15 protein-coding genes and 1 pseudogene are annotated in these 15,065 nt (G+C 75.1%); 9 read left to right on the plus strand and 7 right to left on the minus strand.

Translation table 11 applies throughout. The features are described 5' to 3' along the window. Positions 1–220: 220 nt before the first annotated feature. The 3 genes from J5Y04_RS12820 to J5Y04_RS12830 all read left to right on the plus strand — a co-directional run bounded on the left by J5Y04_RS12820 (position 221) and on the right by J5Y04_RS12830 (position 3,548). On the plus strand, positions 221–1,225 hold the full coding sequence (locus J5Y04_RS12820) for a cytochrome c oxidase assembly protein (protein WP_209412081.1): 1,005 nt from the start codon (positions 221–223) through the stop codon (positions 1,223–1,225). A gap of 379 nt (positions 1,226–1,604) precedes the next feature. Beyond that, complete coding sequence (gene rsgA / locus J5Y04_RS12825) at positions 1,605–2,747, plus strand: ribosome small subunit-dependent GTPase A (protein ID WP_209412082.1); 1,143 nt, start codon at positions 1,605–1,607, stop codon at positions 2,745–2,747. Between the two features lie 216 nt (positions 2,748–2,963). Continuing rightward, a complete protein-coding gene (locus J5Y04_RS12830) occupies positions 2,964–3,548 on the plus strand; it encodes a YdeI family protein (RefSeq protein WP_209412083.1) in 585 nt (194 codons plus the stop codon). Between the two features lie 134 nt (positions 3,549–3,682). Here J5Y04_RS12830 and J5Y04_RS12835 read toward each other — a convergent pair whose 3' ends face one another. After that, positions 3,683–4,138 (minus strand): ASCH domain-containing protein, encoded by a 456-nt coding sequence (locus J5Y04_RS12835; RefSeq protein ID WP_209412084.1) that lies wholly within the window; start codon positions 4,136–4,138, stop codon positions 3,683–3,685. A gap of 262 nt (positions 4,139–4,400) precedes the next feature. Here J5Y04_RS12835 and J5Y04_RS12840 point away from each other — a divergent pair, with 262 nt between their 5' ends. Together J5Y04_RS12840 and J5Y04_RS12845 are read left to right on the plus strand one after the other, a co-directional pair. Next, a complete protein-coding gene (locus J5Y04_RS12840) occupies positions 4,401–5,978 on the plus strand; it encodes a DNA-3-methyladenine glycosylase 2 family protein (protein ID WP_209412085.1) in 1,578 nt (525 codons plus the stop codon). After that, positions 5,975–6,484 carry a methylated-DNA--[protein]-cysteine S-methyltransferase gene (locus J5Y04_RS12845; RefSeq protein ID WP_209412086.1) on the plus strand — a complete coding sequence of 170 codons (510 nt, stop codon included), beginning with the start codon at positions 5,975–5,977 and terminating at the stop codon, positions 6,482–6,484. Before J5Y04_RS12840 ends, J5Y04_RS12845 begins: the two co-directional genes overlap by 4 nt. A 232-nt stretch (positions 6,485–6,716) precedes the next feature. Here J5Y04_RS12845 and J5Y04_RS12850 read toward each other — a convergent pair whose 3' ends face one another. Beyond that, entirely contained in the window at positions 6,717–7,253 is a 537-nt protein-coding gene (locus J5Y04_RS12850) for a GNAT family N-acetyltransferase (RefSeq protein WP_209412087.1), read from the minus strand. Positions 7,254–7,293: 40 nt separating this feature from the next. Continuing rightward, a complete protein-coding gene (locus J5Y04_RS41585; RefSeq protein ID WP_245204689.1) occupies positions 7,294–7,875 on the minus strand; it encodes a MarR family winged helix-turn-helix transcriptional regulator in 582 nt (193 codons plus the stop codon). 100 nt (positions 7,876–7,975) lie between these two features. Between J5Y04_RS41585 and J5Y04_RS12860 the strand changes: the two genes are divergently transcribed. The 3 genes from J5Y04_RS12860 to J5Y04_RS12870 are packed head-to-tail and all read left to right on the plus strand — an operon-like array spanning position 7,976 to position 11,054. Then, positions 7,976–9,574 (plus strand): MFS transporter, encoded by a 1,599-nt coding sequence (locus J5Y04_RS12860; RefSeq protein WP_209412088.1) that lies wholly within the window; start codon positions 7,976–7,978, stop codon positions 9,572–9,574. A 32-nt stretch (positions 9,575–9,606) separates the two neighbouring features. Continuing rightward, a complete protein-coding gene (locus tag J5Y04_RS12865) occupies positions 9,607–10,203 on the plus strand; it encodes a TetR/AcrR family transcriptional regulator (RefSeq protein ID WP_209412089.1) in 597 nt (198 codons plus the stop codon). Next, positions 10,200–11,054, plus strand: a complete 855-nt coding sequence (locus J5Y04_RS12870; protein WP_209412090.1) for an SDR family NAD(P)-dependent oxidoreductase — start codon at positions 10,200–10,202, stop codon at positions 11,052–11,054. Before J5Y04_RS12865 ends, J5Y04_RS12870 begins: the two co-directional genes overlap by 4 nt. 178 nt (positions 11,055–11,232) lie before the next feature. Here the strand turns inward: J5Y04_RS12870 and pth are convergent, their stop codons facing one another. The 4 genes from pth to J5Y04_RS12890 form a co-directional block, all read right to left on the minus strand. Then, positions 11,233–11,865, minus strand: a complete 633-nt coding sequence (gene pth / locus J5Y04_RS12875) for an aminoacyl-tRNA hydrolase (protein WP_209412091.1) — start codon at positions 11,863–11,865, stop codon at positions 11,233–11,235. A gap of 124 nt (positions 11,866–11,989) precedes the next feature. Then, positions 11,990–12,712 carry a DUF305 domain-containing protein gene (locus J5Y04_RS12880; protein ID WP_374106008.1) on the minus strand — a complete coding sequence of 241 codons (723 nt, stop codon included), beginning with the start codon at positions 12,710–12,712 and terminating at the stop codon, positions 11,990–11,992. Next, positions 12,709–13,374 (minus strand): DUF3105 domain-containing protein, encoded by a 666-nt coding sequence (locus J5Y04_RS12885; protein ID WP_209412092.1) that lies wholly within the window; start codon positions 13,372–13,374, stop codon positions 12,709–12,711. Before J5Y04_RS12885 ends, J5Y04_RS12880 begins: the two co-directional genes overlap by 4 nt. Before the next feature lie 133 nt (positions 13,375–13,507). Next, entirely contained in the window at positions 13,508–14,026 is a 519-nt protein-coding gene (locus J5Y04_RS12890) for a hypothetical protein (RefSeq protein WP_209412093.1), read from the minus strand. Between the two features lie 283 nt (positions 14,027–14,309). Here J5Y04_RS12890 and J5Y04_RS12895 point away from each other — a divergent pair. Continuing rightward, positions 14,310–15,065 (plus strand): annotated as a pseudogene (locus J5Y04_RS12895) (hypothetical protein); the annotation flags it as partial.

The following is a 15,065-nucleotide window of genomic DNA, read 5'->3' on the forward strand; positions in this document are numbered from 1 at the left end:
GGGTGGACTTTGCAAAGCCGGGGTCGGGGTTGGCAAAGCCGGGACCATGCTTGGCAAAGGCAGAGCCGGGGTTGGCAAAGCCTTGTTCGGCCCGGGGTATAGAGAGGCGCCCTGACGTCGGTGATCCGCTCCTACATGGCCATCATGGCCGGGTGCCGTCCATTCCGCCCGGACGACGGCGAGGCGGCAGTGGCACGGCACGGACGAGGTGAGCAGGCGGATGGACGCTTCGGTGCAGACGGTCGGGTACCACGGGCCGCCGCCCTGGCACTGGTCCGACCTGGCCACCTCGTGGACGGCCGAGCCGCTGGTGCTCACCGTCGCCGTACTGCTCGGCGGCTGGTACCTGTCCGCCGTGCGGACGGTCGCCCGGGTCGAGGGGGAGCGCTGGCAGCCCACCAGGACGGCCGCCTTCGCCGGCGGCCTGCTGCTCTGGGTCTGGGCGACCTGTTCCGGTCTCGGCGTGTACGAGCGGGTGCTCTTCACCGACCGCGCCGTCCAGGTCGTGCTGCTGCTGATGCTGGTCCCGCTGCTGCTCGCGCTCGGCGCCCCGGTCTCCCTGCTGGCCCGTTCCTCGCCGCCGCACCGCCGGGAGCGGATCCTGCGGGCGCTGCGCAGCCGTCCGTCCAGGGTGTTGATGTTCCCGGCCGTGTCGACCGCGCTGCTGCTGGCTCCGCCGTGGCTGCTCTACTGCACCCCCTGGTACGAGGAGTCGCTGACCAGCCCGGTGGGGAACGCCGTACTGCACCTGGCACTCGTCGCGCTCGGGCTGGCGTACTTCTGGCCGCGCCTGCAGATCGACCCGGTCGGGCACGAGTACCCGCACCTGGTCGGCCTGTTCATCACCTTCGCCGAGGTGGTCTTCGACGCGGCCCTCGGCATCCTGCTGATCTACGGGGGCCACCTCGTGGCCGGGCACTACTACGAGGCGCTCGGCCGGCCCTGGGGACCGAGCCCGGTGCAGGACCAGACCTGGGGCGGTAATGCGCTCTGGGTGCTCGGGGACCTGGTCGGGCTGCCGTTCGTGGCCGCGCTGGTCCGCCGCATGATCGTGCAGGGGCGGGAGGAGAACGCCGCCGTGGACGCCGAGCTGGACGCCCGCTTCGAGGCGGCCGCCGCCGAGGCCCGGTCGGCGGGTGCACCGGCGGCGGACGAGCAGGGCATGCGGCCCTGGTGGCTGGACGATCCCGGCCTGCGGCACCGGTACGGCGGGCGGCCGTCCTGACCGGTCGTTGCGGGTCCGCTGCGAACCGCCGTGTCTCCGCCGTGGTCCGTTGCGGTCCGTCGCTCCGCCGCCGTTCGACCCGTTCCGCCGTGCTCCGCCCCGCTTCGCCCGGTCCCGGCAGAACAACCGCAGGTCAAAAACCGGTTGGCAGGGTCGGTGGCGCTCGTTACGGTGTGAGCAGTCCATTCGGGGGCCGCTCTGTTCGCCGGCCCAAGGAGAAAGCAGGAGGTGAGCCACGTGGCTGTCACTGTCGTCACGGCTGCCCTGAGCAGCGCTCGCACACACCACCTCTCCCTCCCGGCCGCCGGCTGACACCGCCGCACTCGCGCGCGCAGCCGTAGCCCGGCGGGATCACTTTCCTCCCGAAGGGCCCACTGCGTTGTTCAACGCTGCCTCCGTTTCCTCTTCTTCTCTCCTCACCTCCTCCGACCTCACCTCCTCCGCGACCTCAGACTCAACGCTGGTCGGCTACGGCTGGACGGCCGAGTTCGCGGAGTACTTCGCCCCGCTCGCCGAGGCCGGGCTGACGCCTGCCCGGATCGTCCGCGTCGACCGGGGCCAGTGCGACGCCGTGCTGGCCGACCCGGAGACGGGCGAGCTGCGCACCGTCCGGGCCGACACCCGGCCGGTCGGCGACGCCGACATGATCAACTGCCCGTGCACCGGCGACTGGGCGGCCGTGGACCTCGCGGCCCAGCCGATGCCGGCCGTCGCGGCGCTGCTGCCGCGCTCCACCGCGATCATCCGCAAGGTGGCGGGCAAGCGCTCCGACGGCCAGGTGCTGGCCGCGAACGTCGACACCGTCCTGATCGCCGCCTCGCTCGCCGCCGAGCCCGACCTCGGCCGGATCGAGCGCTTCCTCGCCCTGGCCTGGGAGTCCGGCGCCGAGCCGGTCGTGGTCCTCACCAAGGCCGACCTGGTGGACGACGCCGACTTCATCCGGTCCGACGTCGAGTCCATCGCACCCGGCGTCACCGTGCTGGTGGTCAGCGCCGAGACCGGCGAGGGGGTCGACGTGCTGCGCGCCTGCACGCCGGGCACCACCGCCGTCATCGGACAGTCCGGCGTCGGCAAGTCCACGCTGACCAACGTGCTGGCCGGCACCGACGTGATGGCCGTCCAACAGGCTCGCGCGGTCGACCAGAAGGGGCGTCACACCACGACCACCCGCGAGATGATCCCGCTGCCCGGCGGCGGCGTGCTGATCGACACCCCCGGCCTGCGTGAGGTCGGCCTCTACGGCGGCGAGGGCGTGGCGATGGCCTTCTCCGACATCGAGGAGCTGGCCGAGGACTGCCGCTTCCACGACTGCGGCCACCACACCGAGCCCGGCTGCGCCGTCCAGGCCGCCCTGGCCGACGGCACGCTCCCGCAGCGCCGGATGGACAGCTACCTCAAGCTCCAGCGCGAGAGCGAGTGGATCGCCTCCCGCTCGGACGCCCGGCTGGCCTCGGCCCGGCTGAAGAAGTGGAAGACCATCACCAAGTCGGTGCGTGCCGCGGGAGGGCCCGTGAAGAAGTGACCGCCGGCGGCCGGGCCCCTGGCGGCCCGGCCGTTTCGGCCACCCCGGCCGCACCGGACGGACGTCGCCCGGCGGCCGGCCGTGGTCGTTCGGCCGGTGGCCGCCCGGCCCGAGCCGTCCGTTCCGTTGCCGTCCGTTCGGTGGCCGTCCCCCGGTGCTCTCCCGCCCGGTGGCATTTCCGGCCGGGCGGCGAGGCGCGCCGTTAGCCTGAGCCCCATGGACGGGAACGAGATCGACGGGGTGGAGATCATCGCTTTCGCGGACGCCGCGGCGTTCGAGAGCTGGCTCGCCGAGCACCACACCCGCCAGGAAGGCGTGTGGATCAAGCTGGCGAAGAAGAAGACCGGCATCCCGACGGTCAGCAGCGACGAACTGGTCGACCTCGGGCTCTGCTACGGCTGGATCTCGGGGCAGCGGAAGTCGCTCGACGCGCAGTACTACCTGCAGAGGTACGTGCCGCGCCGGCCCAGGAGCCTCTGGTCGCAGGTGAACGTCGACAAGGTGGCGGAACTGACCGCGGCCGGGCGGATGCGCGAGCCCGGGCTGGCCGAGGTGCGCCGGGCGCAGCAGGACGGGCGCTGGGCGGCGGCCTACGAGTCGCAGAAGTCGGCGACGGTGCCGCCCGACCTCGCGGCGGCGCTCGAAGCCGATCCCGTGGCGGGGCGGGTGTTCGAGGCGCTCGACCGCACGGCGCGCTACCAGCTGATCCTGCCGCTGCTCCAGGCGCTCACGCCCGGGACCAGGCAGGCGCGGCTCGACCGGGCGGTGCGCACGCTCACCGGCGAGGACCGGACGGCGTGATGCGGCGCGACTCCCGGGGCACGGTATGGCCCCCGTGATGCGGCACGGCCCCCGTGACGCGGCGTGACTCCCGGGGCGCGGTATGGCCAGCGGGGGGCGACCGACCGCGCGGGGGTGCGGTACGACCCGGCGGGTCAGCGCAGGTCGGCCACCAGGCGGAAGCGCTCCAGGACGACAGGCGTCGCGTCGTTCACGGTGAAGTCCGGGTCCCCGACCGCGGCGCGCATCTGCTCGCTGCGCCAGAACCGCTCATGGGTGGAGCGCCATTCGGCCACCGTGGTGTAGCCCTCGCCCTCGTCGAGGGCGTGCTGGAGGCCGACCTCGACGAGCGGGACCACCCGGACGTCGGTCGTCTCGGTCACCGCGACCGGCCGGCCGTCCGAGTCGATCACCGCGTAGTGCGCGCCCACCTGCGGCAGCGGGTCGCCCGCGTGCTCGTAGTCGGCGAGCAGACCGGTGGTGCTCGTCTTGGCACCGCTCAGGACGGCCGCGACCAGCTGGTCGCGCAACGGTCCGGGGAAGGCGAACTCCCCGACCGGCAGCGCGGTGACCTTCGGGTCGTTCGGACCGGTGTACGACTGCTCGCTCATGGGGGCTCCAGTGCCGGGGCGGATGCTGAGGCGGTCAGGGGGTGAGACGGTCAGGGAGGTGAGACGGTCGGGTGAGGCGGTCACGGGTGGGCGGCCGACCGCGTCGCCGACTCCGGTCACGGTAGCCGCGGGGTGGGTGCAGGGCACCCCGTTTTTCCGCCGGGTGCCGCGCGCTGCACGGGTGCCGCGCGCCGCCCTGCCCGGTGCCGGCCCCCGGAGAGCGGAGCCCGCGCCGGCCGCGCCGACCGCACCCTCCACGCCCATGTCCGATACCCGCCAGTCGACCGCCCGCCGGTGCCGCAGACTGGACTGCGTGATCGACGACGACATCCGGTACCGGGCCGTGGACAGCCGCGACGCCCGCTTCGACGGCGTCTTCTTCACGGCCGTCACCTCGACCGGCATCTACTGCCGGCCGAGCTGCCCCGCCGTGACCCCCAAACGCGCCAACTGCACCTTCTACCCCAGCGCCGCCGCCGCCCAGGGCGCCGGGTTCCGCGCCTGCCGCCGCTGCCGCCCCGACTCGGTGCCCGGCTCGCCGGAGTGGAACCACCGCGCCGACCTGGTCGGCCGCGCGATGCGGCTGATCGGCGACGGCGTGGTCGACCGCGAGGGCGTCGCCGGTCTCGCCCACCGCCTCGGCTACAGCTCCCGCCAGCTCCAGCGCCAGCTCACCGCCGAACTCGGCGCTGGGCCGATCGCCCTGGCCCGCGCCCGCCGAGCCCAGACCGCCCGGCTGCTGCTCCAGACCACGGCACTGCCGGTCACCGAGATCGCCTTCGCGGCCGGCTTCGCCTCCGTCCGGCAGTTCAACGACACCGTCCGCGAGGTCTACGACCGCACCCCCAGCGGTCTGCGCGCCGAGGTCACCGCCGGCCGGCGCAACGCCACCCCGGCCGGCGGCCTCACCCTGCGCCTCGCCTACCGCGGCGCGTTCGACAGCGACCACCTGGTCGACTTCCTCGCCCTGCGCGCGGTCCCCGGCGTCGAGGAGGTGGTCCCCGGCGGGCGGCCCGGCGTCCGCACCTACCGCCGCACCCTCGCCCTCCCGTACGGGCACGGCATCGCCGAGGTCGACGGGCTCGCGCCCGGGGAGCCGCGCACGCGCGGGTGGCTGGACTGCCGGCTCTTCCTCACCGACCTGCGGGACCTGCCGACCGCCGTCCAGCGGCTGCGGATCCTCTTCGACCTCGATGCGGACCCGGACGCCGTCGACGAGCAGCTCGGCGCCGACCCCGTGCTCGGCGCCCTGGTCCGCTCCCGCCCGGGCCTGCGCTCGCCGGGCCACGTCGACCCGCACGAGCTGGCCGTCCGCGCCGTGCTCGGCCAGCAGGTCACCGTCGGCGCCGCCCGCACCCTGGCGGGCCGGCTCGCGGAGAAGTACGGCACCGCACTGCCCGAGCCCAGCGGCGGGCTGCGGCTGCTCTTCCCGGCCGCGGCGTCCCTCGCGGCGGCCGATCCCGAGGACTTCGCGATGCCGGCCGCCCGCCGCCGGGCGCTCACCGGCCTGTGCGCCGCCCTGGCCGAGGGCGTCGTCCGACTCGACGGCGGAGTCGACCGGGAGGCGGCGGCCGCCGAGCTGCTCGCCCTGCCCGGCATCGGCCCCTGGACCGTCGGCTACCTGCGGATGCGGGCCCTCGCCGACCCGGACGTCTTCCTGCCCACCGACGTCGGCATCCGCCACGGCCTCACCCGGCTCGGCGCCCCCGGCGACCCGAAGTCCGCCGCCCGCGCGGCCGAGTCGTGGGCACCCTGGCGCTCCTACGCCGTCCACCGGCTCTGGGCCGGCGCCGCGGGCGACCACAGCACCGGAACGCAGAAGGAGAAGCAGGACGCATGAGCACCACCGTCTACACCCACATGGAGAGCCCGTTCGGCCGGCTGCTGCTCAGCGGCGTCCTGCCGGAGGACGGCGGCCCGGCTGCCCTGGCCACCGTCACCGCCCCGGGCCAGAAGTACGCGCTCGCCGAGCCCGCCGACGACTGGGTCCACGACCCGGAGGCCCTCGCCGAGCCCGTCGCCCAGCTCACCGCGTACTTCGAGGGCAGGCGCACCACCTTCGACCTGCCGCTCGCCCCCGTCGGCACCGAGTTCCGCCGGCAGATCTGGGCCGCCCTCGACGCCGTCCCCTACGGCGAGACGGTCACCTACGGCCGGCTCGCCGACCTCGCCGGCGCCTCCCCGAAGGCCGTCCGGGCCGTCGGCGGCGCCGTGGGGGCCAACCCCCTGCTCATCGTCCGCCCCTGCCACCGCGTCCTCGGCGCCAACGGCACCCTCACCGGCTTCGCCGCCGGCGTGGACCGGAAGCGGTGGCTGCTGGACCTTGAGAGCGGGGCGCTGTTCTGAACCGGAGCGGGGCCGGCCAGGAGGCCTCCCGGAAGCAGCCGGAAGGCCACCGGGTCGGTCGGCGGACCGACCGGCGGCGGCCTGCCCTACCGTCGGTGCCGCCCGACCGTCGGCGCTGATCACCGGCCTGCGGCGACCAACGGCCGGAACCGCTCGGCGGCCGAGGGCGGTGGTGCCAGGTGGCCGACCGACCGGGTGGCCGACCGACCGGGTGGCCGGCCGGCCCGGCTGGTCAGCCGGCCTCCGGACGCAGGTCGACGCGCCAGTCGTTGCTGCGCACGGGGCGGCCGGGCGGGAACTCGAAGTCCGTCTCGCCCAGGAGGGTGAAGCCGGCCTTGCGGCAGACGGCGTTGGAGGCGGGGTTGCCGACGGACGGGAAGGCGTGCAGGTAGCGGTGCCGGGCCGAGGTGCGGGCGGCGGCGACGGCCAGGCGGACGGCGGTGGCGGCTATGCCGCGGCCCTGGTGGGGCGGGAGGACGTTCCAGCCCATCTCGTGGACGGTCCGGCCCTGCCAGCTGCGGGTGCCGTAGCCGACGGTGCCGACGGCCTCGCCCCCGGCCCCCTCCGCCGCCTCCGGGAGCAGGACGATGCGGTACATGCAGCCGGTGCCCGAGGGGACGAAGTCGAGGTAGCGGCGGTGGCGGACGAGGAGCTGCTCCGCCGTCTCCGGGCCGCCGACGTGCTGTTTCATCTCGGGGACGTTGACCCGGCGGAGCAGGGCGAGGTCGGCGTCGGTCCAGGGTTCGAGGCGGATACGCGCGGGGTCCATCCCGGGACGCTAGCGGCGGCGGCCGCCCGGCGGCACCCGGTTATTCGGGAGCGGCCGGCCGGGCGAGGGCGCGGGCGAGGTTGTCGAGGGCGGGGAGCGCCAGCATGACGGCCTCGCGGTCGGCGGGGGAGAGGGTGCCGAGGGCGGCCGCGATACGGCGTTCGTGGGCGCGCTGCCAGTCGTCGAGCTGGCGCCGGCCGGCCGGGGTCAGGGCGATCCGGGCGGTGCGGCGGTCGCCCGGGTCGGCCTGGCGGTCGACGAAGCCGGCTTCCAGCAGCTTGCCGACCAGGCCGCTGACGGTGTTGGGAGCGAGCCGCTGGCGGGCGGCCAGCTCGCCGACCCGCAGCGGGGCGGCGGCGAGCGACTGGAGGAGTTCGACCTGCGCCATCGGCAGGGACTCCCACGGGTAGTCCGTGCGGATGCTGCTGCGCAGGGCGCGGCGCAGCCGGGTGACCACGTCGGTGAGCCGCCTCGCGCGTTCGATCGCGGGGAGCGCGAGGTCCGTGCGGGGTGCCGGGTCCGCCTGGGGTGCGAGGTCCGTGCGTGGTGCCGGGTCCGGACGTTCGGCGGCCTCGCGCTGTGGTCCGGCGGCGGGGTCGGGAACGGGCGGTGACGGCGACATGGCGGACAGCGTATCGCCTGGTGGCAGCCGCTCCGATGCTCCGATCGTCTGACGGTCAGCTCGCAGAGGGAACATATCTGCATCCGATATATTTCGCCGTATGAACGCCACCACCCTCGCCGCCAGGCTGCTCACCGAGCGGCCCCGGCCGCGCGGCATCGCCCGGTGGCGGCACGCCCACTGGCTGGCCGTCGGTACCGTCTGCCTCGGGGCGTTCCTCGGGCAGCTGACCGCCAGCGTCACCGCCCTCGTCTTCCCCGCGCTGGGTCACCACTTCCACGCGGACTTCGCGGCCGTCGAATGGGTGGCGCTGGCGTACCTGCTGGTACTGGTGGCCCTGCTCGCGCCGGTCGGATGGCTCTCCGACCTGGTCGGCCGCAAGACCATGTACCTCGGCGGCTTCGCCGTCTTCGCGCTGGCCTCGCTCGGTGCGGGCCTGGCCGGCAGCCTCGGGGTACTGGTGGCCTGCCGGGCGGTGCAGGCGGTGGGCGGCGCCATGATGCAGGCCAACAGCGTCGCCCTGGTGGCGCGCGGCGTCCCCGGGCACGCGATGCGGCGGGCGCTCGGCATCCAGGCGGCCGCCCAGGGGCTCGGCCTGGCGCTCGGCCCGAGCCTCGGCGGACTGCTGGTGGCGCACGCCTCCTGGCGCTGGGTGTTCTGGATCAACGTGCCGATCGGGGTGCTGGGCATCCTGGCCGGCTGGTTCCTGCTGCCCCGGACCCGCCCCGATGCCGAACCCGCGCAGCCCGGCGCGCGGCCGGACGCCCGCCCCGGCGTACGGCCCGGCGTACGGCCCGGCGCGCGGCAGGGCACCCCGCCCGGCGTGCGGCCCGGCACGCCGGCCGCACCCGGGGCCGCACCCGGGGCCGCACCCGGGGCCGCGCCCGCCAAGGCGGAGGACGAGGGCCGCTTCGACCTGCCCGGCCTGCTGCTGCTCACCGGCGCCACCACCGCGCTGCTGCTCGCCCTCTCCACCGCCTCCGGCCTTCCGCTGCCCGGCTGGGCGGTGGCCGTGCTGCTGCTCGCCTCGGCGGTGCTCGCGCTCGGGCTGGTGCGCCAGGAGCGGCGGGCGAGCCGACCACTCCTGGCCCCGGGGCTGGTCAACACCCCCGGGGTGCGGCCCGGCCTGGTGGTCGCGCTGATCGGCTACCTGCTGCTGTTCTGCCCCCTGGTGCTGGGCCCGGTGCTGCTCACCGGTGCGGGCGTCTCGGTGTCCGGGGCGGGCCTGGTGATCACGCTGCTCCCGGCCGCGTTCGCGCTCGCGGCAACGGTCGGCGGCGGCCTGCTGCCCCGGGGCTGGTCGGACGTCACCCGTTGCCGGGTGGGCGCGGCCGTCGCGGGCGCCGGGCTGCTGCTGTTCGCGGTCGTGCCGCCGGGCGGCGCGTCCTCGGCGGGCCCCCTGCTGATCGCCGGCTGCGGGCTCGGCCTGCTGCTGCCCGCCAACAACGCGCTGGTCATGCGGGCGATCCCGGCGGAGTGCTCGGCGGTCGGCGGAGGCATGGTGAACATGGCCCGCAGCCTCGGCACGGCCCTCGGCACCGCGCTGCCCGTACTCGGCGTCCACCTGGCCGGTGCCGCGGTCGGCGGTCGGACGGTGCTGCTCGGGCTCGCCGCCGTCGCCGCCCTGGCGGTGGCGCTGGCCCGCCCGGCGGCGCGGCCACGCGGCCTCCGCACCCCGGGGAGCCCGCAGGACTCTTGACAGCGGCGGCGAGCGGAATGAACATTCATTCCGTGACGCCCAGGAAGCCGGACCTCCCCCAGTCCCTGATCGACGCCGCCATCGCCCTGTTCGCCGAGCGCACCTACGAGGGCACCCAGATGCCCGCCGTCGCGCAGCGTGCCGGGGTCGGCGTGGGCAGCATCTACCGGTACTTCCCCAGCAAGGAGGCGCTCGGCAACGCCGCGTTCCAGCACGCCAAGCGCGCCCTGCTGGACCAGCTGGCCGAGACGCTCGCCGAGGGCGGGCCGGCCGGCTCCGTCCGGGAGGAGTTCGGCCGGTTCTGGCGCGGCTTCACCCGGTACGCGAGCGAGCGCCCGGAGGCCTTCGCCTTCCTGGAGCACCAGCAGCACGACACCTTCCTCGCTCCCGAGAGCGTGGAGCTGGCCGCCGAGATCGACCGCGTCGCCACCGACTTCATCGCGCGCGGGCAGGTGGCCGGCGAGATCCGCGAGGGCGAGGCCGACCAGTTGGTCGCGCTCGCCATGGGGGCGTTCGCCGGGCTGGTCCGGCTCCGCCGCCCCGGCGGGCTCGCCGCTCTCGGGCCCGGCGACATCGACCGGGCGGAAGCCGCCGTCTGGGACCTCCTGCACCGAAGGGCCGCACCATGACCTCCCCGCAGACCGTGCTGATCACCGGTTGTTCCTCCGGGATGGGCCGAGAGGCCGCGCTCGCGCTGCACCGCCTCGGCCACCGCGTCCACGCGACCGCCCGCCGGCCCGAGTCGCTCGCCGACCTGGCCGCCCAGGGCATCGCCACCTCGGCGCTGGACGTCACCGACGAGCGGTCGATGGCCGACGCGGTGGCGGCGGTCGAGGCCGAGCACGGGCACGTCGACGTCCTGGTCAACAACGCCGCCTACGGGCTGCACCTGCCGGTCGAGTCCGCCACGCCGGAGGAGGTCAGGGCCCAGTTCGACACCAACGTCTTCGGCCTGGTCCGGATGGCCCAGCTGGTGCTTCCCGGCATGCGCCGGGCCGGGCGCGGCAGGATCGTCAACATCTCCTCGATGGCGGGCCGCTTCTCGCCGCCCGGCGGCGCCTTCTACCACGCCAGCAAGCACGCGGTGGAGGCGATCAGCGACTCGCTGCGGCTGGAGGTGGCCCCGTTCGGGGTGGAGGTGGTCGTGGTCCAGCCCGGCCCGACGATCACCGGGTTCGGCGCCACCGCCGTCGGCACCATGCACGGCGGTCCGGCCGACGACCGGACCGACCCGTACGGGGCGTTCCGCCGCGAGCTGGCCGACATGTACGCCAACCGCGCCTTCACCCGGCGCGGCGGCGCCGTTCCCGCAGAGACGGCCACCCGCGTGATCGTCCGCGCCGTCACCGCGCCGCGCCCACGGGCCCGGTACGCGATAGGCACGCTCGCCCGCGGCACGATGCTGGCCAAGCGGCTGCTGCCGGACGCCGCCTTCGACGCGCTGATGCGGCGCAGCTTCCCGCTGCCCAAGGCGGTCTGAGCAGGCCGGGGCCTCGCCCCGCTCCGCGCCGGTGCGGTGCCGCCTCGACAGGGTCCGGGCCGGCGCGGCACCGGCGACATGACCCTGTTGACGCGGCACCGGCGACAGCGGCCCTGCCGGCGCGGCACCGGTCGACAGGTCCGCCGAAGCGGCACCGCCGCGGCGGCCCCTGCCGGGCTCAGACCGGGGCGGGGGCGTGCAGCGCGTCCTGCGCCCGGTTCAGGCCGCGGACGACGAGGGTCTCGGCGGCCTCGGCACAACGGTCCAGCAGCGCCGGCAGCCCGGCCTGCTCGTCCGCCGAGAACTCCTGGAGCACGAAGTTCCCGACCGTCTGCCCCTTCGGCGGTCGCCCGACACCGAAACGGAGCCGGACGTAGTCGCGCGTCCCGAGCGCCTTGGTCACCGAGCGGGCGCCGTTGTGGCCGCCCGGGCCGCCGCCGCGCTTCAGCCGGCCGGTGCCGAACGGGAAGTCCAGGTCGTCCTGGACGACGAGCAGGCGTTCGGCCGGGACGCCGTGGCGTCGCAGGAGCCCGGCGACCGGGCGCCCGGAGAGGTTGATGAACCACTGCGGCTTCGCCAGCACCACGCGCCGCCCCTCCACCTCGATCTCGGCGACCCGGGTGCCGAGGCCGCGCAGCCGGAAGCGGGCGCCGTGGCGCTCGGCCAGCCGGTCGACCACCAGGAAGCCGGCGTTGTGCCGGGTGCGCCTGAACCACGGGCCGGGGTTGCCCAGGCCGGCGACCACCCAGGTGGTGCCGGCCGCAGACGGCCGGGGCTCGGCCGCAGCGGGCGGGGTGGGGCCGGACGTCATGGGGTGGTTCCTCCGGGAGCAGGGAGAGGGAGCGGGCAGCGGGGAGCGGGGAGCACGGACGGCCGGGGTGCGGCGGACGGTCCGACCGTCCGCCGCACCCCGGCCGGGTGACGCGGGTCGTCGCTCAGGACGCGGGCACGCCGGGGGCGGCGCCGCGCTCCTTGAGCATGTCGGTGATCAGCCCCATCTCCGAGGTCTGACCGTTCACCATCGACTGGGCGAGCCGCTTCTCGGTCTCGTTCTTCGCCAGGTCGACGTAGCCCTGGGCCATCTCGACCCCGCCCTTGTGGTGTTCCAGCATCAGCTGGAGGTAGTACACCTCGGCCTCCCGCCCGCTGAGCGAACGCAGCTTGGCGAGCTGGGCGTTGGTGGCCATGCCGGGCATCAGCGAGCCGTCGTGCGCCTCGTACGTGTGGTTCATCCTCATCCACGCCATCGGCTTGGCCGGCGTGTGCTGCGACAGCCCCCACTGGTCGATCCAGCCCATCATCATCCCGCGCTGGTTGGCCTGGGTGTTGATGATGTCGAAGGCGAGGGTGCGGACCGGCTCGTCGGCCGTCCGGTCCCGGACGATGAACGACAGGTCGACGGCCTGCTGGTGGTGGGTCGCCATGTCGCGGGCGAACCCGGCCTCGGGCGAGTCGTCGGCCGGGGCGGTCAGCGTGGACGAGCCGGACGCGGACGTCCCGCTCGCGACCAGCGCGGGCACCCCGAGGGCGAGGGCGAGCGCGGCGGCCAGCGCGGCCGGCCACCAGAGCCGCCGGCGGGCGGCGCCGGGGGTCCGGTCCGCCTCCTCCGTCTCCCCGGGCGCCGCCGCGTCGGCGGGTGTCACCGCGTCGGCGGTCACATCGACCCCATGGTGCAGGACGCGCCCGGCTCCTGGGTCTGCTTGCCCTGCACGTACTTGGTGAAGAACTCGGCCACCCGCGGGTCGTTGGCGTTGTCCACCACCAGCTGGGTGCTCCACGCGTTGAGCGTGATGGTGCCCTGCTCGTCCGGGTAGGGGCTCATCAGCGAGTACGGGGTGCCCTTGACCTTGTCGGAGAGGGTCTTGATGTCGTCTGGCGTGGCCTTGCCGTTGTACGTCACCCAGACCGCGCCGTGCTCCAGCGAGTGGACGGCGCGCTCGTTCTCGACCGGCTGGTCGTAGACGTGGCCCATGCAGTCCAGCCAGATCGCGTTGTGGTCGCCGCCGACCGGCGGGGTCATCGGGTAGTTGACCTTCTCCTTGACGTGGTTGCGGCTCAGGTCGCCGAAGGTCTTCACGCCGTCGATCGGCGCGTTGGCGGCGGCCTCCTTGGCCTTCTTGTCCTTGTTGGCGTCGACCACGATCCAGGTGCCGGTGGCTATCGCACCGATCACCAGGACGCCGGCGATCACGGAGGCGACGATCTTGTTGCGGCGGTCGCGGCGCTGCTCGGCGGCGCGGAGCTCGGCGATCCGGGCACGGCGGTCGGACGCGCCCTGCTTGCCGCCGGGCTTGTTGGACTGCTTGGAGGCGGAACCCATGTGGTGTCCTTGTCCCCGCCGCACGTTGCGGGCGCGGCGGTCTGAAGTGGGGTGTGGAGGGGCGGATCCGTCGGTGCCGCCCGTCCTGCCGTCCGCTCGGACGGGCAGGGGGACGGCCGGCGGTGGGTTCCGCTCAGGACCGGTGGACTTGGAGTTCGTGCAGATCCGGTGCCGGGCGCGGACCGTCCAGCAGTCCGCGCGCCACCACCCGGGGCAGCGCCTCGGGCGTGTCCGGGCGCGGCGTCACGGCGGGCTGGGGCTGCGGCGGCGGGTTGGGGAGCTGGGCGTCCTGGCCGCAGTACGGGTGGCCGGAGCAGCCGTTGTCGCGGTGCGGCGGCTCGCCGTCGGCGGAGCACCACGTCCAGTGCCGGGGTCCGTCCGTGTGGCGCGACGGGTGGGCCGCCTTCGGGGCGCCCGGCGCCCCGAGTGGTCCCGGCACGTCGGTGGACGGCCCGGTGAGCGGGCCGGACAGGGTGGTGGACGGGCCGGCCGCGGGAGGACCGGACCGGTCGGCCGTGACCGCCTGGGCCTGGCCCGCACACGGGAGCACCGTCAGCAGTCCGACCAGCAGCAGGACCCAGAGCGCACCCACCGGGCGGCCCGCGATGACGGCCCTCCCCGGTCGGGATGGTCTGGGGGCCGACGCGGTCATGCGGACATTTAATCAGCCGAACGAGTGAAGCGATGCCCCTCCTCGGCCCTCATTTTCGGCCTCCGAAGGGGTCGAACACCCCGTAAACACCCTGCTCGGGGCAGTTCCGGCAAGCACGGACGGAACGGAAGCGGAACGTGGGGCGAACCCGGTGATCGGGAGCATCCGATCAGTGCACGGTTTGTCGCCGAAAGCCGGACAGCGTCGTTGCTCTTGGAGACAATGACGTCGAGTCCGGCCCCGCCGGGGGCGGCGCGCAGACGGACCGACCAGGAGCCGCCAGATGAGCAAAAAGGGTGCACCCGCACAGCAGCACCGGCCGGACGACGGCTGGTGGGACACGGTCTACGAAGGGCCGGCGGGCACCCTCCCCGACACCCCGCACGCGCACGCGGGGGAGGGCAGCGTCGACGACTGGTTCGAGACGGCGGCCGGGCTGATCGGGCGGCAGCGCACGGACGAACCGGCGGCCGCGGGCGAGGAGACGGCCGGGCCCGAGGCCGTGGCCGGGGACGCCGCTGAGGCCGTGGCCGAGGAGACGGCCGAGAGGGCTTCCGAGCGGGGTGCCGAGGCGGCGGTCGAGGAGGCGGTGCTGGAACGGGACAGCATCGACGACTGGTTCGACACCGCGGTCGGGGTGATCGGGCAGCAACGCGACCCGGCGGAGACGCACAGGTTCCCGGCCCCGCCCTGGGCGGAGGACGCGGCGGGTCCGGCGGGTCCGACGGGTCCGACGGGCGAGGCGGACGGGGGTGCCGAGGCGGTCGTGGAGCCGGAGCGCGGGCCCGCCCCCGAACCGGCTCGCGTCCTGGAGAAGACGCCCGAGCCCGCGCCGGCCCCCGAGCCCGAGATCGCCCCCGCCCCCGAACCCGAGCCCGCGCCCGAGCCCGCGCCGACGCCCGAGCCCGAGGTCGCCCCCGAACCCGAGCCCGCGCCGGCCGCCGTGTCGGCACCGGAGCCTGCACCTCGGCCGGAGCCCGTCGCGCCCGCGCCCGCCCCCGCCCCCGCCCCCGCCCCCGCCCCCGAACCCGCCCCCACC

This window comes from Kitasatospora sp. RG8 (assembly GCF_017813315.1).
GTDB lineage: Bacteria > Actinomycetota > Actinomycetes > Streptomycetales > Streptomycetaceae > Kitasatospora.